This is a genomic window from Ignavibacteria bacterium (genome assembly GCA_016873775.1).
Taxonomy (GTDB): domain Bacteria; phylum Bacteroidota; class Ignavibacteria; order UBA10030; family F1-140-MAGs086; genus JAGXRH01.
The window spans coordinates 1-18,808 of record VGWC01000010.1; the positions used below are offsets into that span (position 1 = coordinate 1).

General features: G+C 37.3%; 20 protein-coding genes. All 20 read left to right on the top strand.

Annotation, left to right across the window (positions count from 1 at the left end; all coding sequences use genetic code 11):
• Window positions 1-76: 76 nt before the first annotated feature.
• The 20 genes from FJ218_02620 to FJ218_02715 all read left to right on the top strand — a co-directional run bounded on the left by FJ218_02620 (window position 77) and on the right by FJ218_02715 (window position 18,778).
• Window positions 77-937: a hypothetical protein gene (locus FJ218_02620; protein MBM4165804.1), complete on the top strand. Its 861-nt coding sequence runs from the start codon at window positions 77-79 to the stop codon at window positions 935-937.
• Window positions 938-946: 9 nt separating this feature from the next.
• Window positions 947-2,122, top strand: coding sequence for a caspase family protein (locus FJ218_02625; GenBank protein ID MBM4165805.1), 1,176 nt, complete (start codon window positions 947-949; stop codon window positions 2,120-2,122).
• Between the two features lie 101 nt (window positions 2,123-2,223).
• The gene (locus FJ218_02630) at window positions 2,224-2,721 is read left to right on the top strand and encodes a YajQ family cyclic di-GMP-binding protein (protein ID MBM4165806.1); all 498 of its coding nucleotides are present in this window, start codon (window positions 2,224-2,226) and stop codon (window positions 2,719-2,721) included.
• Window positions 2,722-2,767: 46 nt separating this feature from the next.
• On the top strand, window positions 2,768-3,703 hold the full coding sequence (hpnC, locus tag FJ218_02635) for a squalene synthase HpnC (GenBank protein ID MBM4165807.1): 936 nt from the start codon (window positions 2,768-2,770) through the stop codon (window positions 3,701-3,703).
• Entirely contained in the window at window positions 3,694-4,536 is an 843-nt protein-coding gene (gene hpnD / locus FJ218_02640; GenBank protein ID MBM4165808.1) for a presqualene diphosphate synthase HpnD, read from the top strand. The genes hpnC and hpnD overlap by 10 nt, the downstream gene beginning before the upstream one ends.
• A gap of 130 nt (window positions 4,537-4,666) precedes the next feature.
• Entirely contained in the window at window positions 4,667-5,986 is a 1,320-nt protein-coding gene (locus FJ218_02645; GenBank protein ID MBM4165809.1) for an FAD-dependent oxidoreductase, read from the top strand.
• Between the two features lie 536 nt (window positions 5,987-6,522).
• Window positions 6,523-6,825: a hypothetical protein gene (locus tag FJ218_02650; protein ID MBM4165810.1), complete on the top strand. Its 303-nt coding sequence runs from the start codon at window positions 6,523-6,525 to the stop codon at window positions 6,823-6,825.
• A 157-nt stretch (window positions 6,826-6,982) separates the two neighbouring features.
• Entirely contained in the window at window positions 6,983-7,393 is a 411-nt protein-coding gene (gene flgB, locus FJ218_02655; GenBank protein MBM4165811.1) for a flagellar basal body rod protein FlgB, read from the top strand.
• 7 nt (window positions 7,394-7,400) lie between these two features.
• A complete protein-coding gene (gene flgC / locus FJ218_02660; protein MBM4165812.1) occupies window positions 7,401-7,904 on the top strand; it encodes a flagellar basal body rod protein FlgC in 504 nt (167 codons plus the stop codon).
• A gap of 38 nt (window positions 7,905-7,942) precedes the next feature.
• On the top strand, window positions 7,943-8,233 hold the full coding sequence (gene fliE / locus FJ218_02665; GenBank protein MBM4165813.1) for a flagellar hook-basal body complex protein FliE: 291 nt from the start codon (window positions 7,943-7,945) through the stop codon (window positions 8,231-8,233).
• A 9-nt stretch (window positions 8,234-8,242) separates the two neighbouring features.
• A complete protein-coding gene (gene fliF, locus FJ218_02670) occupies window positions 8,243-9,886 on the top strand; it encodes a flagellar M-ring protein FliF (protein MBM4165814.1) in 1,644 nt (547 codons plus the stop codon).
• A gap of 2 nt (window positions 9,887-9,888) precedes the next feature.
• Window positions 9,889-10,935, top strand: coding sequence for a flagellar motor switch protein FliG (fliG, locus tag FJ218_02675; GenBank protein MBM4165815.1), 1,047 nt, complete (start codon window positions 9,889-9,891; stop codon window positions 10,933-10,935).
• A 2-nt stretch (window positions 10,936-10,937) separates the two neighbouring features.
• The gene (locus FJ218_02680; GenBank protein MBM4165816.1) at window positions 10,938-11,633 is read left to right on the top strand and encodes a hypothetical protein; all 696 of its coding nucleotides are present in this window, start codon (window positions 10,938-10,940) and stop codon (window positions 11,631-11,633) included.
• A gap of 5 nt (window positions 11,634-11,638) precedes the next feature.
• A complete protein-coding gene (locus FJ218_02685) occupies window positions 11,639-13,027 on the top strand; it encodes a FliI/YscN family ATPase (protein ID MBM4165817.1) in 1,389 nt (462 codons plus the stop codon).
• Window positions 13,024-13,479, top strand: coding sequence for a hypothetical protein (locus FJ218_02690; GenBank protein ID MBM4165818.1), 456 nt, complete (start codon window positions 13,024-13,026; stop codon window positions 13,477-13,479). The genes FJ218_02685 and FJ218_02690 overlap by 4 nt, the downstream gene beginning before the upstream one ends.
• A complete protein-coding gene (locus FJ218_02695; GenBank protein ID MBM4165819.1) occupies window positions 13,476-14,075 on the top strand; it encodes a hypothetical protein in 600 nt (199 codons plus the stop codon). Before FJ218_02690 ends, FJ218_02695 begins: the two co-directional genes overlap by 4 nt.
• A gap of 6 nt (window positions 14,076-14,081) precedes the next feature.
• The gene (locus tag FJ218_02700; GenBank protein ID MBM4165820.1) at window positions 14,082-16,151 is read left to right on the top strand and encodes a flagellar hook-length control protein FliK; all 2,070 of its coding nucleotides are present in this window, start codon (window positions 14,082-14,084) and stop codon (window positions 16,149-16,151) included.
• 16 nt (window positions 16,152-16,167) lie between these two features.
• Complete coding sequence (locus tag FJ218_02705; protein ID MBM4165821.1) at window positions 16,168-16,836, top strand: flagellar hook capping protein; 669 nt, start codon at window positions 16,168-16,170, stop codon at window positions 16,834-16,836.
• Between the two features lie 4 nt (window positions 16,837-16,840).
• Window positions 16,841-17,233: a flagellar protein gene (locus FJ218_02710; protein MBM4165822.1), complete on the top strand. Its 393-nt coding sequence runs from the start codon at window positions 16,841-16,843 to the stop codon at window positions 17,231-17,233.
• A 111-nt stretch (window positions 17,234-17,344) separates the two neighbouring features.
• Window positions 17,345-18,778, top strand: coding sequence for a flagellar hook protein FlgE (locus FJ218_02715; GenBank protein MBM4165823.1), 1,434 nt, complete (start codon window positions 17,345-17,347; stop codon window positions 18,776-18,778).
• Window positions 18,779-18,808: the final 30 nt, after the last annotated feature.

Below are 18,808 nucleotides of genomic sequence, written 5' to 3' on the forward strand. Positions count from 1 at the left end.
GCAATGGATAATATAAGGTGATAAGGTTAGAGCGATTGGAAATACATTTTGCTATTAAGGTTTATAAAAATATTTTATGAAACTACAAACATACATACTTGCTTTTCTCCTCCTTGCGCCATTCTCCACGCTGGTTGCGCAGAGGATTGAGAATGTGGATTTTCGTGTGGTGAATGAAAAAGAAATTTGGGTAACGTATGATATTGTGGATGCGCTGAACTCCGAGACGTTTGATGTAAGTATGGAAGTTTCTCTTGATGGCGGAAAAACTTACACGATTGTGCCGAAAAGTGTGAGTGGAGATGTTGGAGTCGGTGTTTATGGTGGAAAAGGAAAGAAAATTATTTGGAATGTCTTAGCAGACACGAAAGAATATTATGCCGAACAGACAACTATCAAACTTTCTGCAAAAGTAAATGTGCAAAAAGGTTTGTATCTTTTTTATGGGCTTGGTGTTGGCTTTATTAGATTTATAGAAACAAATTGGGAAGAATATAGACCGCCTAACTGGTATGGCGAGCCAACAGGTTATAATGCAAAAAATGAAGAAAGAATTAAGATATCTGTTACCGGAACATTTGGAGCATTATTATTTTTACCTGCAATTGGTTATAGATTTACCAAAGAATTTGCTATTGAATTTCGATTAATCTTGAATGCTTCGGGGGGAAGTAGGCCAATCAAAGATGGAGGTTTACTTGTCGATTTGAAATATTATTTAACTCATAAGTTTTTTCTAAAAGGCGGTACTGGAATTGGAAACAATCAATATGAAGTTAATTATCAGAATATCGCAAATAAATTACCTTTTTCTTTTAGCGCTGGGTGGTTAGATTATTCAAATGAGAATTGGTTTTATGTTTATGAAATTGGATTATTTGGGATGAATGGTTCTCAATCAGTTTCAGTGAACATTGTTTTAGGTTATGACTTTTAGGAGAATTGTATGTCACAGAAAATAATTTATTTCTTCATCATACTAAATGTAATAAATATTGTTTATGCTCAAGAAGAATTAATTACTAATACGAGCAAGCCAAAAAACGTGAAAATCGTTGCAGATACAAAATATCCAACAATCAAAATCCTATCTCCACAAAACTTTCGCGGAATGAAACCACTTAAAGAATCATCGCTTGAAATTATTGGTCTTGCAAGTGATGAGAGTGGAGTGAGTTTAGTTTCTGTTAATGGAAAAGCGGCGCAACTTTCTGAGCCATCATATAGCGAAGTGCAACAATATAATGTAAGCGGCAAAGTGGTAAAGTTTTCGGGAGAGGTTTCACTTTCAATGAGAGAAAATACAATCACTATAATAGCAACGGATACAAAAAATAATACGGCAGAGGAAACGTTTACGGTTGTGCGAGAGGAAGAAAAAATTTCTACACTAATTACAACAAACGATTCGCAATTTATCAAAGGAAAATATTATGCGCTTATTATTGCTGTGCAAGATTACAAAAGCATTATGGGTTTGGAGTACCCATTGCAAGATGCAGAGAATGTAAAAAATGTTTTAACGACAAATTATACATTTGAAAATAATGCAATTCATTTTTTGAAAAATCCTAATCGCAAAGATATTTTTTCTGCGTTGCAGCAACTCAAGAAAAAACTTTCTGCGGAAGATAATCTGCTCATTTATTATGCAGGACACGGGTTTTGGGATGTGGATAATAGTCAAGGATATTGGCTTCCCGCGAGCGCAAGTTGGGACGACCGCGCGGAATGGATTTCCAACAGCGATATTCGCGACAACATCAAAAGCATCAAAACGAAACATACGCTGTTAATTTCGGATGCGTGTTTCAGCGGAGGAATTTTTAAGTCGCGCGAAGCAAAGGAGAAGCCGGATATTTCGATTCAAAAAATGTATGAACTGCCGAGCCGCAAAGCGATTACGAGCGGCACGTTCAAAACCGCCGTTCCCGATAAAAGCGTGTTTGCGGATTACTTGCTCAAACGCTTGAAAGAAAATTCCGCAAAGTATTTGGACGCAGAAAATCTCTATCTCAACTTCAAGCAAGCGGTCATCAATAATGGTCCCGCCGTTCCGCAGTTCGGCGTGATTTATGATGCGGGTGATGAAGGGGGAGATTTTATTTTTGTGAGGAAGTAGTTTGCTCGTTTGTTCGTTTCTAAAAAGTTTTTCCATTAACTAACTAACCAGCAAACGAACTAACTAAATAACATTTAAATCTAACACCTAAAACCTAATTTATGGCATCAGACAGTTCATTCGACATCGTTTCTAAAATTGATTTTCAAGAAGTAGATAATGCACTGAATCAAGCGCGGAAGGAAATTATTCAACGCTATGATTTTAAGGATTCAAAATCATCCATCGAGTTGAAAGAGAAAGAAAAAGAAATTGTTCTCATTTCTGACGACGAATTTAAAATGAAATCGGTTGTGGACATTGTGCAATCGAAAATGATTAAACGTGGAATACATTTGAAAGCGTTGAAGTTTGGGAAAATTGAACCTGCTGCAAATACAACCGTGCGGCAAGTGATTTCTCTGCGCGTCGGAATTGAAAAAGAAGATGCAAAACTTTTGACGAAGATGATAAAAGATTCCAAGTTGAAAGTGAACGCGCAAATAATGGAAGACCAAGTTCGCGTTGCAGGAAAAAGTAAAGATGATTTGCAGTCTGTAATTCAGATGGTGAAGAATGCTGACCTACCATTTCCAGTTCAGTTTGCGAATTATAGATGATATGCGATTTGAGATTTGCGATGTGAGTATTTTGAATTGACTTGATATGGACTCACATATCTCACATCTCACATCTCACATCATTTCACATTCACTAAAAGAAATAGACGATGCATTTGATTATTGTGCAAGAATTACAAATTCACATTACGAAAATTTTCCAGTTGCATCGTTATTTCTTCCGCAGGAAAAACGTCCGTACATCCAAGCGATTTATGCTTTTGCAAGAACTGCTGATGATTATTCCGACGAAGGAAATATTTCGGTTGAAGAACGTATGGAAAAATTAGAAGATTGGAATACGCAACTTGACCTTTGTTTTCAGCATCAATCTCAACATCCAATTTTTATTGCATTGGAAGAAACTGTTTTTAAACTCAATCTTCCGAAAGAACCATTTACCGATTTACTTACAGCATTCAAGATGGATGTAACAAAAAATCGTTTTGAAAATTTTGAAGAGTTGCTTTTCTATTGCAAACACTCTGCAAATCCGGTTGGAAGATTAGTGTTGCTCGTGTTCGGTTATCGCGATGAAAAACTATTTCAGTTTTCCGACAACATTTGCACTGCATTACAACTCGCAAATTTTTGGCAAGATGTTTCTGTTGATAAAAATAAAAACAGACTTTATATTCCACTTGATGATATGAAACGATTTGATTATTCAGCGGAGAAATGGAATGATGGAGTTATGGATGATAGTTTTTTTCAATTGATGAAATTTCAAGCAGAAAGAACGAAACAACTTTTTTATGATGGAACAGAATTACTCGAAAGCGTTGATAAAGATTTGCGTTTGGAATTACGACTCGTATGGTTTGGCGGAATGAAAATTATACGAAAGATTGAAAAACAAAATTACAACGCGTTTGCGCGAAGACCACAATTGAATTTGTTCGATAAACTTTCAGTATTTTACAAAGGAATGTTTGCAAAAAGTTTTTATCACAATCCAGAATCACCTGCACGATGGGAATAACGGTTGCCGCTGATATTGTCCGCGAAAGTCATTCGAGTTTCACGCTTCCGTTTTTGTTGTTTCCCAAAGAACAGCGGGAAGCATTAAATACAGTGTATGCATTTTGTCGTCGCACTGATGATATTGTTGATGAAATTGAAGATACATCGTTGCGCGTGTTGTTTTTAAAAAAATGGCGCGAAGAACTTGGTAATGCATTAAACGGAAATTCGGAATATGTGTTGTTGAATCAATTGATTGTCGTTGCCAAAAAATTTAACATTCCCATCGAATATTTTTATCAACTTATTGAAGGTGTGGAAATGGATTTGAACAAAACGCGCTATCGAACGTTCGATGAGTTGCAGCAATATTGCGAATATGTTGCATCCTCTGTTGGTTTAATGTGCATAGAAATTTTCGGTGCGCGAAAAGAACAGACGAAAGAATACGCACTGAATTTGGGAATTGCACTGCAACTCACGAATATCATTCGGGATGTGAAAGAAGATGCAAAGCAAGGAAGAATATATTTTCCGCTTGAAGATTTGCAGCGATTCAATTATTCCGAAAATGAATTGCTCAAGAATTTGTATAACGATAAATTTGTTGCGCTCATGAATTTTCAAACACAGCGAGCGCAAGAATTTTATGAACGAGCAATGCAATTACTTCCCCATGAAGAAAAACGCTCAATGTTTGCTGCAAAAATTATGGAGCGTGTTTACTATCATACACTTATCCGCATCAAGAAATTTCGCTATAATGTATTCGAAAGAAAATTATCCTTGCCAAAATATTTGCGCATATTGATAGCGATGAAATATTGGGTAAAACTTCGCCTCTTTGGATAAACCCAATATCGAATTAAAGAAATAAAGTATTTTGGAGTTCGTAAGTCACAATTTCTCAGCGCTCCACTGTTCCTCGACTCATCATTTCAATTGCTTGATATTCTCAATCAGTTTTATTCTATAGCAACAAGTGAAAACTGACGTTCTCATTATCGGTGGGGGTTTGAGCGGACTTGCAACCGCTGTAAAACTTTCACAAAAAGGCGTTAAGAAAATAACACTTGTTGAGGCGAGCGGAAAACTTGGCGGCAGAACGTATTCGTTTATGCACAAAGAAACCGGCGATATCATTGATAATGGACAACACGTTCTCGTTGGCGCGTACACAAACACTCTTGAATATTTGGATATTATTGGAACAGGAAAATTTCTTTCTGTGCAAGAAGAACCACATTTGAATTTTTGGTCTGAAGACAAGGGATTTTCGACATTTGAAATTGGAACAGGAAAAATATCTGTTTCGTTGAAGTTTAAAGGACTTTCGCTTATAAGCAGAATTGGTTTGAAAAACGTTGGGAACTTTATTCAAAAATTTCCATCGAACGAAAATGAAATTGTTGATTCAACAGTTGAAGATTGGTTGAATTCGTTACATCAATCGGAAGAAGCGAAAAATAATTTTTGGTTTCCAATTGCTATTGCTGTAATGAATGAATTGCCGGAACAAGCATCAGCATTGTTATTTGCGCGTTCACTTAAGTCAGTTTTTTTTTCAAGTAAAGGAAATGCACGTATCCTCATTCCGACAATCGGACAAACGGAACTGTATGTTGAACGTGCGGAAAAATTGTTGGAGAAAAGTGGAGTGGAAATTTTTTTAAACAATGAAGTAGTTTCCCTCGAAGAAAAAAATGGTAAATTTATTTCAGCGCGATATCATAATGGTGAAAAAATAGAAGCAAACTATTTTGTCAGTTGCGTTCCATACTTTGCGCTTGACAGAATTATAGAAAATTCTGAAACGGATGAAAAACAGTTTTCATATTTGAAGGAATTTTCTTCTTCTCCGATTATCTCCGCCTATTTTTGGTTTGATAGAGAAGTAATGAAACAAGATTTTGTTGGAGTTTGCGGTAGAACTATACAATGGATTTTTAATCGGGAACAAATTTTACAAAATAAAAATAAACTACCACAATGTATTTCCGTTGTCATCAGTGGTGCATACGTATTGATTGATAAATCGAAAGGCGAAATTGAAAAATTATGTTTGAATGAAATGCAAGAAATTTTTCCGAAAGCAACGAGCGAAAATATGCTTCATTCATTTATTATAAAGGAAAAGCGAGCAACATTTTCATCTTCTCCATCAATTGAATTTCTTCGGACAAAAACAGAAACTGTGTACGAAAATTTTCTTCTTGCTGGTGATTGGACAAATACGAAACTTCCCGCAACAATTGAAGGAGCAATACAAAGCGGGTTTGAAGTTGCAAAAAAAATATTTTAATTTTTTTTTAGTTACTATTGACTTTTGTAAAAAAACGTTATATATTTCACCCAGAAACATAAAAGTAACCCATAAATCATTCCTAATATCCTTGATACTCGCCTATCGAACGGTTGATACGAATTTACTCAATAACTAATCTGTAAGTTCACGTTTTACATTTCGTAAAACATATTTATTTTACATCATCGAAACTCAAGAGAGTAAGGATGAAATCTCCACTATTAAAAAACGTTCAACTGATTCGCCATAATCATTTTTTGTTCCATCAATGCGAATACTGTGGAAAAGCATGGAAATCCAAAAATGAATTTTTAAGAGACAAAAATATTTCTCTCAATAATTATTCATTACATCACGAGGAGCCGGTTTCTGATTTATCGTATGGAGGCGTACTTGTGTTTGTTCATAGTTCGCGGGAATGCGGGAAGTTTTTGCGAATTAAAGCAAGTGATTTTCGCGACAGGATGCGTGGGCATTCACTATTAAAGATGAAATAATATCCTTTTCAATACGATTATTTAGAATTAACAAATATGAAGAAAGACGTAAAAGATTTACTTCAGTTTTCACAAACTGAAAATACTGGGCATCAAACAAAACCGTTTGTTGAATTTGGAACGATGAGACAAATTTCCGGAGTACGATTTCGCGCTTCGGGAAATGTATTTAAATCAAAAAGTATTCAGCATAATCGAGAAAAAACTATTCACGTAACTCCCGGCGACGATGAAGACCAACCGATAATTGTCATTCGTCGTTCTGAAGGAGTTGTTGATTCAATAGAGTTTTCTTGTAAGTGTGGGCGTTCGAGTGCAGTGAATTTAAAATATGAGTGAACGGTTGGCTAATTTTAACCAAGAATTAACCAAATACAATTCTTTAACCAAATGTAAAGTTCTTAAAATATGTTTTTTTTCGATTTTCAAACAAAAAACATTGTGGTATAAATATTGCTAATTTTCAAAAACATCAAATCAACAAAATAATTAAATTATGATATCTTCATTTTTTGACAAAACTAAAGTTCCATTGTTAGAAAAAGCGATGGATGCGTATCTCGTTCGTCATCAAATTACTGCTGACAATATTGCGAACATTGGAACACCGGGGTATAAAACCAAACGAGTAAAGTTTGAAGAATATTTTCAAGATGCACTCGGCGGCAGTAGGTTGATTGGGGCGAGAACGAACGAAAATCATATCCCTCTCGGAAAAGCATCCGTTGAGAATTTAAGTTCTACAATCAATGAAATAAACTTTGGAAATCATATGGCAAGCGGTACTAATGATGTAGATATTGACAGAGAAATGGCAGAACTTGCAAAAAATCAAATTCAATTTAAGTTTTCTTCTCAGGCAACCGCGGGGATTTTTCAGCAACTTCAAAAAGCAATCAAAGGATAATTAAGTTATGAATATTGACCAACTCTTTTCCGGCTTTAATATGAGCGCGATGGGAATGACGTACCAACGGCGAAAGATGAATGTTATTGCCGACAATCTTGCAAACGTAGAAACCACGCGTACGAGCGATGGCGGAGTTTACAAAAGAAAAATAGTTGTTCCGCATTTTCATTCAGAAGCGGATGGTGGTTTTCTTGGTTTTTTAAGAAACTCGCAGATAAAACTTGCCAATTCCGATGCCAATCATTTTCAGGACCCAAAAATACCCGGTTCTTTAGATGATGGACTTACGGGAGAATTGCTGACAACGATAATACGAGATGAAAGTGAACCGCTTCTTGAGTACAATCCATCTCATCCCGATGCCGATGAGAATGGTATGGTGCAAAAACCGAATGTTAATATTGTAACAGAAATGGTAGATATGATTGCGGCATCGCGAGCATTTGAAGCAAATGTGGTTGCAATAAATGCTTCCAAAAATATGATGAAGGATTCTTTACAAATTTAAGTTATGATAGTAGTTTTTAAAATATCTCGAGGTGAAAAATGGTAGAACGCATTAGTCAAGAACTGAAACTGATTCCCAATAGCATTCCGAACATGCATCAACAGCCGAAAACAAATTTTGTTGATGTTATAAAGGAAGCCGTTGGCGATGTAAATATGCTTCAAGTACAAGCAGGAAAAGCAGTAGAACAAATGGTAAGCGGAGAAGCTGCCAATATTCATGATGTTATGATAGCAATCGAAAAAGCGCGCACAAGTTTTGATTTACTGCTGGAAGTTCGGAACAAAGCGCTTGATATGTATCGTGAATTGATGAGAATACAGGTTTGATGATAACCTATGGAATTTTTTAATCGTCTCAGACAACAAATTCAAGAATTTTTCAAGCGATTGACAGTTCAACAACGAGCCGTAATTGTTATAACGGCTGTTGCTGTCGTTGCTGTGATAATTGGATTAGTATTTTTTGGTGGCGCATCGTACATGGTTTTGTATAGCAATTTAAGCCAACAGGATGCAAACCAAATCGTAAAAAAACTTCAAGAAAAAAGCATTCCGTATCAATTAGACAATGAAGGTTCAACAATTCTTATCCCTGCAGATGATGTGTACGAATTGCGATTATCATTAGCAGGCGATGGTCTTCCTGGTTCAAGCATTGTTGGGTACGAAATTTTCGATAAAACTAATTTGGGAATTTCTGACCAAACGCAAAAAATAAATCGAGTTCGCGCATTGGAAGGAGAACTCACGAAAACGATTTTACAAATAGAAAATGTAGAAGCTGCGCGAGTTCATATTGTTCTTCCGGAAAAAAGATTTTTCAGAGAAGACCAAAAACCTGCGACCGCATCAGTTTGGTTGAAAACAAAAGGAGGTTTAGTTCTTTCCTCTGAAACTTCACAAGGAATTGCACATTTAGTTGCAAGCAGTGTAGAAGGACTTGACCCATCGAATGTACGCATCTTTGATAAACGGGGAATATTGCGTTCTTCTGCGCGCGCAAGTAACAGTGCAGCAGGCGCGATTTCAAGCAATATGGATATTCAACGTCAAATAGAAGGAACGCTTTCTCAAAAAGTGCAAGGAATGCTCGATGTAGTACTGGGTCCAGGGAATTCTTATGTGGAAATATCTACCGAGATTGATTTTCGGCAGGTGAGCAAAGTTGAAGAAAAATTTGACCCGGAAAATCAAGTTGTTCGCAGTGAACAAATCATGGAACAGCAAGGAAGAACGAATGATACTTCGCGCATCAATTCAAAATATATAACTTCCACAAATTCGAACTCCACCATCAATTACGAAATAGGAAAATCAATTGAGAATAGCACTTCCGGCGGTGGGGATATTAAAAGAATAAGCGTAAGCGTTGTCGTGAACGGTAGATATTCTGATAGTGTCATTGCTAAAGCCGGTATGTTTGGAAGCGACTTTGATACTGTTGCCATCTATCATTCGATGACAGAAAAAGAAATAAGCGATATAACCGAATTGGTAAAAAAACAAGTAGGTTTTTCCAGCGACCGTAACGACCAAATTGCAGTAGTTAATATGCAATTTTTTAGCGATAGAGAATTATTCGGTAAAGAACAACAACCAGATTTATTGATGTGGAGTGTGGAACAACTAAAAAACCCCAGTACAATTTTGATGCTTTTCTTAATGTTAGGCGCAACATTTTTCCTTTTCAGTATAGCGCGGCGAATTCGATTCAAGAAAGAATTGGAAGCGGCAGTAGCATTACAGCGTGCTGCACGAGTTAAAGTGGTGAAAGGAAAAATTGTTCCTGATAACGCAGTTACAATGCCAGCAACATTAGAAGAGGGTGCAACAGCATTAGAAGTAATGCAAGCGGAAGAATTAGGCGAGGAGGAAATGAAAGCGCAACAAGTGACGCGCGATAAAGTTAAAACATATTTCAAAGATAAACCAGAAGAAGCATCTTCACTTCTCAAAGTTTGGCTTTCAGAAAATAAATAATTATGTCTATTCCAACAGCACCCAAAGAAGGTAAATTAGAGCAACTTGGCGGCGCACGTAAAGCGGCGTTGTTGCTTCTCTCCATTGATATGGATGTTGCTTCCAATATCATGTCGCGTTTAAACACTGATGAAATAGAAAAAATAACGAGCGAAATTAGTAACATCAAATCCGTTCCCGCAAAAATGGTATCCACGGTTCTTGAAGAATTTAAACAAATGATTCAAGCGCAAGAATACGTTATCGAAGGGGGCGTAGAATATGCAGGGAAATTGCTCGAAAGTTCATTGGGATTTTTGAAAGCAACAGAAATATTGGAGCGAGTCAAAACGAAAGCACAACCGACGATGACTCGTGGATTCAACATTTTGAAAAAAGTAGACAGTATTCAACTCGCAACATTTTTACAAAAAGAACATCCGCAGACTATTGCTATTGTGCTTTCTCAACTTGCACCTGAACACGTAGCACAAGTTTTGTTACAAATGGATGATGATTTACGCAGCGATGTTGTTTACCGAATGGCAACTTTGGGAAAAATTGCGCCAACTCTTCTTGCAGAGATGGAAGAAGTAATCGGAAATGTTGCAGAAGCAGAACTTACGACGAATGCAAGTGCAACTGGTGGAGTTCGTGTTGTTGCTCAACTTTTGAATAAATGCAGTTCTGCTGTCGCAAAAGGTGTATTGGAACAAATAGAAAAACGAGAACCCGGAATTGCTGGAGAAATTAAGAGACTAATGTTGCTCTTTGAAGATTTATTGTTTGTAGATGATCGCGGGATACAGCGCATATTACGCGATGTTGACCGTCGTGATTTGGCAATGGCATTAAAGGTTTCCGACGAACGATTGAAAGCAAAAATATTCCAAAATATGTCCGAAGGTATGCGTCAATTAGTGAAAGAAGAGTTGGATTATATGGGGCCTGTTCGTGTTAAAGATGTTCAGGATGCACAGGTGCGTATTTTGGATATTGTAAAAGCGTTGGCAGATAAAGGCGAAATATTTATTGCGGGTCGCGGTGGAATGGAAGAAACGTTTGTATAGCAATGATAGAAATTGTTAAAATTCATTCTCCGGTTCGGAACGTTTCAATAATCAAATCACCATCCGTGCGATTGAAAAATAAAATTGTTGAAGAACCGATAGCAGTAAAAACCGATGAATCGGTTTTTACTTCGGAGCAGATAATTTCATCTTTAGAAGAAATCAATGTTGGCGTAACGCATTTTTCTGATAAACTTCATGAAGAATTTCAACGTGGATATGATACAGCGCGATTAGAATATGAACAGGAACTTGGTTTTCAAATAAATTTGAAAACTCAAGAAACCGTTAAACGATTTGATGCCATTCTTTCACGGTTATCACATGAACACAAGATGTTGTTAGAACGTATTGAACAAATTGTTCCCAAACTATCTATTGCGATATCAGAAAAAATTATTCGAAAACAATTATCTATCGCCAATGACGTTATTGTTGCACAAGTTCGCGATGCAATACGCAGAGTAGTCGGAGTGAATAAAGTTCGGCTTCGTATCAATCAAGAAGATGAAGCAATGTTACGTGAGCATCGTTCATCGTTGATGCAAGAAGTAGATTCAATTAATGACATCATCATAGAAATTGACGACAAAATAGAACCCGGAGGATGTATTTTAGAAAGTGATATGGGAAATGTAGATGCACGATTGTCTACGCAATTAAAACAAATTGAAGACGTTTTCTTTGAACAACGATAACGTTGATGAACACGATAGAAACAACAACAACAGAAACTGCAAGTTCGCGTTATTTGCTCGACTTCAATAAAGAAAGCGATGCATTTTTGTCTCGCTTAAAAAATGTTGATTTATTAAAAGTAAATGGACGTGTATCTCAAGTTATTGGACTTGTTATCGAATCCGTAGGACCCAATTGTTCACTTGGCGAAGTATGTGTCGTGAAATCGCACGATGGCGAAGATTTATGCTATTCTGAAGTTGTAGGTTTTAAAGAAAACAGAGTTCTTTCAATGGTACTTGGTGGAACATCACGAATTAGTCCGGGAAGTGAAATTGTTGCAAGCGGAAAAACTTTTTCTATCCCTGTTGGAAAATCATTACTGGGAAGAATTATAGACGGACTTGGAAGACCAATGGATAAAAAAGGACCGATTGAAGGAGAAGAAATGCGAACAATTTATGCGCTTCCTCCCAATCCATTGACACGACGAAGAATTACCGAGCCGATTGTAACCGGAATTCGTTCCATTGATATGTTGCTTACGTGTGGTCGTGGACAACGAGTCGGAATTTTTTCTGCAAGCGGCGTAGGGAAAAGTGTTACCTTAGGAATGATAGCGAGAAATACGAATGCCGATGTCAATGTTATTGCTCTCATAGGCGAACGAGGAAGAGAAGTTCGGGATTTTATTGATGGAGAACTTGGCGAAGAAGGTTTGGCACGTTCAGTTGTAATCATTGCAACAAGCGACCAAGAAGCATTAGTACGCTTAAAAGCAGCGTTTATTGCTACGACTATTGCAGAATATTTTCGCGACCAAGGATTGAATGTTATGTTTTTGTTTGATTCTATCACACGTGTTGCAACTGCTCAACGTGAAGTAGGATTAGCAATCGGTGAACCACCAACAACAAAAGGATATACGCCTTCGGTTTTTGCGTTGCTTCCAAAACTCCTTGAGCGTACGGGGAATTCTGATGTCGGAAGTATTACGGCAATGTACACTGTTCTTGTGGAAGGGGACGATTTAAATGAACCCGTCGCAGATAATGCAAGAGCAATATTAGACGGTCATATCGTTCTTTCCCGACGACTTGCTTCTGCGGGACACTATCCTGCAATAGATGTTTTGCAAAGTATCAGCAGAATTATGCCTTCGATTGTATCTGCAGAACAACGGAAAGCCGTCCATCGTTTTTTAGATTTGCTTGCAACATATAATGAAGCGGAAGACCTTGTGAACATTGGTGCGTATGTAAAAGGAAGCAATTCCAAAATAGATGAATCGCTTGCTTATATTGAAGAAATGAGAGCATTTCTTCGACAAGGCTCGCATGAAAAGATTGATTTTAAGCAAAGTCTTCAGCGTCTTCTTGCATTAATGAATCAAACACCACCGAAAAATAAATGAGCAACATCATGAACAGCGATTCGCAATTTCGATTGCAAACTGTATTGACGGTTCGCGAATACCAGGAACGTCGGTTGCAGCACGATTTATTTAAAATCGGGCAAGATAAAGAGCGGGAGAATAGTGTCCTTACACAATTAAATGATGAAATTGAATTAGCGGTGATTGAAGACTCGGCTATTGTACGCGTTCGTGCAACGGAATTGCAAACAAGTAAAGCGTTCATTGATACGCTTTCCAATAAAATTACTGACCAAGAACAAGTTATCGGAGATTTGAAACATAAAGAAAAACACGCGCGTGGTGAATTAGTGAACAAACGGCAATCACGTCATATGTTGGAATCGCTGAAAAAAACGCACGAAGAAAAAGTTCAAAAAGAAGAAGATGAGAAAGTGCAGAAAATAATAGATGAATTCGGTAACCGCGAGAGAAAAAAAATAGGCGAATGAAAAACACGTTATATTTTTACATCATAGGCGTTGTTCTCTTAATTATAGCGGCAGAACTTGTTTTATACATTTTAGAAGACACGAATAAGTATAGTTTACCTCGTATATATAACGTTCTGCGTGGAGAAGTAATTGTTGATTCTTCAAAGATAAAATATGATTCGTTACTTGCGTTGAAAAAAGATTCTACCAAACAAGGTATACGAACGAAAACGAAACAAAAGCCAAAAGATAATAATGCGTCTCTTCCAATTTCGAATGAAATATTTGTAACTGATCCGACGCAACCAAGTTCTCAAAATGAACAGCCGGCTGGAACAACGGGTAATATACAGAGTGGCGGTCCAATCGGCAGTATTTCAAGTGGGGGAATAGAGTCGCAATTTGTAAGCGATAAAGAACGAAAAAAATTATTGAAACTTTATGAATCAATGCCGCCGGAAAAAATTGCCGAGTTGCTTGATATGACAAAAGACGATAATGCCGTTCGTGAAATAATTTTTATGCTCAAAGAACGAAAGGCAAGTAAAGTTCTTCAACTGTTACCGCCGGAACGAGTTCAAAAAATTTTAGGATTAAAAAAAGATACATATTAAAAAACTATGTCTGTATTCCTCCAATTTCTTAGACAATTCAACGGACCTGCAGAGATTCCCTCGGAAACTGTTTCGCAGCAAACATCCGAAGCGTCTTCTGAATTTCAACAGATGTTGTTTGAAATGATGACGACAAATGAACAATTTGAAGGAGTTCCATCGGATATGGTGAAACGTCCTTCTGGAAATGCTACTAAGCAAATAAGCAATACAGAAAATCTCGAAATACGTGTTGATGATATTCTGTTACAAACCGAAGGAGAAACGAATGCAACAGTGAAAACAGTTCAACATTCTGCTGAACAAAATGTTGATACTCAAATCCAGATTTCCGGAAAAGAAAGTACTGCGGTGCAATCATTTGCTCAGAGCATCGTTCCGATTCAACAGTTTTCTGAAAACACCAATGTATCATTTCAAGCAAAACATTCTCCAACGCCACAGCAATCAGTTGCAACAACACCAGAACTACCGATTATTTCTCGCGCAACATCCATAGTTCTTCCGGAATATTCTCAACAACAAGAGAATGTTCCAACAACTGAAAACAAAGAAGTTTTTACAAATAATAAGCAAGTTGAAAATATATCTACTCCGATAAAACAACACGTTCAACAACATTTCTTTGGCACAACATCCGATAATACAAATAATACGATTACACAAACTGTTGTCGAAAACGCGAGCATAGATTTTCAACAAGTCGAGAATGTCAATTTTCAACCGAAGGAAAAAATTGCGGACATTCCAACCCCGGCAAGTGAAAACAAGAATGTTCGATTTGTTCAACAACCAACAAGAGAACACACTCAAATAATTCAAGATGACAAGCATCAGCAGTTTACGTTTGTTGCTTCGAAAGAGATACTTCAAAATCTTACTTTGGAGACTCAGGCGAAAACAAGCACAAAGGATACACCAAAATTTTCTGTTCATCAGAATATTGCAAAAAATGTATCAGAACAACCGTCGAATGTTACGATTGAAAACATTGTTCATCAGAATGAAGTAGATACTGATTTTTCTTTGCCGAAGGAAATCAAAACTCTTGCCCAATTGTTTGACAAAGAAAAACCTGCATTATCGAAAAAGAGTGATGTTTTGACTGAACTGAGGAAATTGGAAACAAACAAAGTAGACACTTCTTCCTTTGTGAAGGAATCTTCCGCGCAGCATACTTCGACGATTTTTATGCAATCGCAAGCAGCAATTCTTAAAGAAACAGTAGAAAACGTTTTGCCGAAAAAATCTGCGATTGCAAATAGGAAACAAAATGAAATTACGGTTGATAGAACGAAGTTGAACACCAATGGAAACAGCGAAATCAAACTTTCAGAAACAATACAACCTGTCGAAACGAAATTTGTGAATGAGAGCAAAACTGTTTCAGAAAACATTCCTAAAAATTTTGAACAGAAAAAAATTGCTGATTCGAACGTAGCAACTTCTTTGAACATAGAAAACGCAGCAGAGAAACAGTTATCTCCAACATTGAATACAACGGTTGTTGAAGAACAAATTTCTTTGGGAAAAGAAACAACGCAGCAAAAACAACCATTGCAACAATTTACTCGAAACGATGCTATCGAAACAAGCAATCGTATGCAAGATGTCGGAACGCAGCGCAACGAAATTCAGTCGAGATATTCAAACGCTTTATCGAATGAGTGGGCAAAACAAGTAATCGAAGATGTAAGTAAATCCGCAATGTTCAAAGTTACGGAACAACTTTCCGAAATACGGCTTCGTCTGCATCCTGAACATTTGGGCGAATTGGTTCTTTCGGTGAAATCGGATGGTGAAAAAATGAGTGCAAATATCCTCGTGAACAGTTTTGAAGTAAAGAGAGCGCTCGAAACAAATTTATCGGTTTTACACGATGCGTTGCTGATTCGCGGAATAGAAATGAAAAAAATTGATGTGAACGAGAACACGAATGCACAGCAGCAATTTCGGCACAACGACGATTCTCAAACAGAACAGCAAAACCGTCAACAGAGTCGTCCGTACGATGAAGAACGCGCAAAACAATTTGCGCGCTATTTCGGTTACAATACGATGGAATATACAGTTTAATTAAAAAGAAAATATTATGCCACAACGAATAGTTAATCAATCATTTCCGACAACACAAACGGAAACACGAGGAACGCCAGGAACGCTTGGAAAGAATGATTTCCTCAAATTACTAGTAGGACAGATGAAGTATCAAGACCCGTTGAATCCAATGAAAGGAACGGAATTTACGGCGCAACTTGCTCAATTCAGCGGCTTGGAACAACTGCAAAATATGAATGATAATTTGCAGGAAAGTATGAGTACGAACTATATTCTCACTTCATCCATCAATAATGCGTTAGCGTCGAATTTTGTCGGAAAAAATGTAAAAGCGGCTTCCGACCAATTTTATTGGCAAGGTGGAAACGGAATGCGTCTTGGATATAATCTTACGAAGGATTATTCCAAAGTTACCGTAAAAATCTATGATGAAAGTGATAATTTAATACGTGAATTTCGAGGAGGAAACAGAGTGGGTGAAAACGTTGTCGTATGGGATGGAAAAGACGATAATCATGGAATTGTAGATGAAGGAATTTATCGTTTTGAAATTGAAGATAGTGAGGGGAGAAACATTAGTGCGCAACAATTTATGTTTGGCAAAATAAATTCGGTTCGATACGACCAAAACGGAACAGTATTTTTGGTTGATGGAATTGAAGTTCGGCTTTCTGACATTTTAGAAGTTTCGTACGGAGGATAGAAAAATGACGGAAACTCCGATTATCAACGGTGTACAGCCGCCTTTTTTACCGATTGGTGGAATAGAAGCGTTAAGCGATAAATTAGCAATTTCCCCTTCTGCTGATTCAAAATCGTTTCAGTCTATTCTTCAAAAAGAAATGCGTGCAGTAAAATTTTCTGCTCATGCACAAGAACGATTGAAGAATAGACAAATAGAATTGAACGAGCGTGATATTACGAGCATAGAAAACGCCGTAACACGTGCCGAAGAAAAAGGTTCTCGCGATTCATTATTGCTAATGAATAATCTCGCATTAGTTGTAAGTGTAAAAAACCGAACAGTTGTAACGGCGATGGATTCGCAAAGTATTCGCGAACACGTTTTTACCAATATAGATAGTACGGTAATTATTTAAGTTTTTTTTTAATTAACAAAGGGCTGGACCTTTTGCGAGGAAGCCCTCGAATGAACGGAATGACAGACGTTTATTCGTTTTTTCTCACATTATTCTGAAAGGATAATTTATATGTCATTTATCAGAGCATTATTTTCGGGTGTTTCCGGTATTAAGGGACACCAAACAATGATGGACGTTATCGGTAATAATATTGCAAATATTAATACCATTGGATTCAAAACAGGACGTGCAACGTTTGCAGAAACGTTCACACAAACGTTAAGTTCAGCAACTCCGCCTCCTGCAACAGCAATTGGCGGCGGGAGATTGGCTCGCGGCGGTACTAATCCCATTCAAGTTGGTTTAGGAACTGCGATCGGAAGTATAGATAACTTATTTGCACAAGGAACTATACAAGCAACAGGTCAAGCAACGGATATTGCTGTCGAAGGCGATGGATTGTTTGCTGTACGAATCAATGATTCAATACTATACACTCGCGCAGGTAATTTTACCGTAGATGGCGATGGAAGACTTATCAATCCTTCTACGGGTGGAATTTTACAAGGAAGAATTGCTAATCAATTTGGAGAATTTCCAACAGGAGATGCAACTGTTTCGGGTGCTGCTTTAACAGATTTAGCAATAAATCGAGCACAAAAAATTGCAGCGCGACAAACTTCTGAAATTACACTTTTTGGTAATTTGGATCCAGGTGCGCCGGCTGATATTGGTGATGGTACTCCAACTATTGTTACAGTTACAACGCCAATGTATGATTCATTAGGAAATCGTTTGAATCTTACGTTGCAGTTCGTAAAAGATACTGAATTTGGCGCTGGAGATAATCAAACATGGACAGTTAATTTAAAGAGCGTTCAAATGGAAGTAAATGACCCGCTCAATCCGAATATTACTGAACCTGGATATATCACTGTCGAACTTGATGAAGAACTTGCGTCTTTAACGTTCAATCAAGATGGTTCGTTAAACAGTGATGGAGTTGATGATACCGGTGAAGTGTTGTATGAATTCGACAATACAACATTTGGAGGAGTTGATGTTCAACCTGTTATTTTCAAATTCGGAACCGTTAACCCAGATTTTGATTCTGCAGTACCAAGTACGTGGGGTCCTTTAGATGGAGTAACGGGTAATACAGCACAGACGTCAATTGCCGTGCGAAAACAAGATGGATACGCTTCAGGATTGCTTGAAGATTTCTTTATAGACCAAAACGGAAAAATAACCGGTAAGTTCTCGAACGGTAAGACGCTTACATTATCTCAAGTTTTGCTTGCACAATTTGATAATGTCAGCGGTCTTGAAAAAATAGGAGATAATTTATTTGGTGAAACGGGTAATTCCGGTTCGCCGATTTTTTCCATTGCCGGTGTTCAGAATTCTACTCGTATTCGCGGCGGGACTCTGGAACAATCCAACGTTGATTTGACTGAGGAATTTACCAATCTCATTCTTGCACAGCGTGGATTTCAGTCGAATGCAAAAGTCGTAACGACAAGCGACGAACTTATTCAAGATTTAATTTCGATGAAGCGATAATTTTGAATATTTCGTAATGTAAAATAGTAA

Coding starts and splice junctions, on each gene's coding strand:
- FJ218_02620 (MBM4165804.1), top strand. CDS start 77: ATGAAACTACAAACATACATACTTGCTTTTCTCCTCCTTGCGCCATTC.
- FJ218_02625 (MBM4165805.1), top strand. CDS start 947: ATGTCACAGAAAATAATTTATTTCTTCATCATACTAAATGTAATAAAT.
- FJ218_02630 (MBM4165806.1), top strand. CDS start 2,224: ATGGCATCAGACAGTTCATTCGACATCGTTTCTAAAATTGATTTTCAA.
- hpnC (MBM4165807.1), top strand. CDS start 2,768: ATGGACTCACATATCTCACATCTCACATCTCACATCATTTCACATTCA.
- hpnD (MBM4165808.1), top strand. CDS start 3,694: ATGGGAATAACGGTTGCCGCTGATATTGTCCGCGAAAGTCATTCGAGT.
- FJ218_02650 (MBM4165810.1), top strand. CDS start 6,523: ATGAAGAAAGACGTAAAAGATTTACTTCAGTTTTCACAAACTGAAAAT.
- flgB (MBM4165811.1), top strand. CDS start 6,983: ATGATATCTTCATTTTTTGACAAAACTAAAGTTCCATTGTTAGAAAAA.
- flgC (MBM4165812.1), top strand. CDS start 7,401: ATGAATATTGACCAACTCTTTTCCGGCTTTAATATGAGCGCGATGGGA.
- fliE (MBM4165813.1), top strand. CDS start 7,943: ATGGTAGAACGCATTAGTCAAGAACTGAAACTGATTCCCAATAGCATT.
- fliF (MBM4165814.1), top strand. CDS start 8,243: ATGGAATTTTTTAATCGTCTCAGACAACAAATTCAAGAATTTTTCAAG.
- fliG (MBM4165815.1), top strand. CDS start 9,889: ATGTCTATTCCAACAGCACCCAAAGAAGGTAAATTAGAGCAACTTGGC.
- FJ218_02680 (MBM4165816.1), top strand. CDS start 10,938: ATGATAGAAATTGTTAAAATTCATTCTCCGGTTCGGAACGTTTCAATA.
- FJ218_02685 (MBM4165817.1), top strand. CDS start 11,639: ATGAACACGATAGAAACAACAACAACAGAAACTGCAAGTTCGCGTTAT.
- FJ218_02690 (MBM4165818.1), top strand. CDS start 13,024: ATGAGCAACATCATGAACAGCGATTCGCAATTTCGATTGCAAACTGTA.
- FJ218_02695 (MBM4165819.1), top strand. CDS start 13,476: ATGAAAAACACGTTATATTTTTACATCATAGGCGTTGTTCTCTTAATT.
- FJ218_02700 (MBM4165820.1), top strand. CDS start 14,082: ATGTCTGTATTCCTCCAATTTCTTAGACAATTCAACGGACCTGCAGAG.
- FJ218_02705 (MBM4165821.1), top strand. CDS start 16,168: ATGCCACAACGAATAGTTAATCAATCATTTCCGACAACACAAACGGAA.
- FJ218_02710 (MBM4165822.1), top strand. CDS start 16,841: ATGACGGAAACTCCGATTATCAACGGTGTACAGCCGCCTTTTTTACCG.
- FJ218_02715 (MBM4165823.1), top strand. CDS start 17,345: ATGTCATTTATCAGAGCATTATTTTCGGGTGTTTCCGGTATTAAGGGA.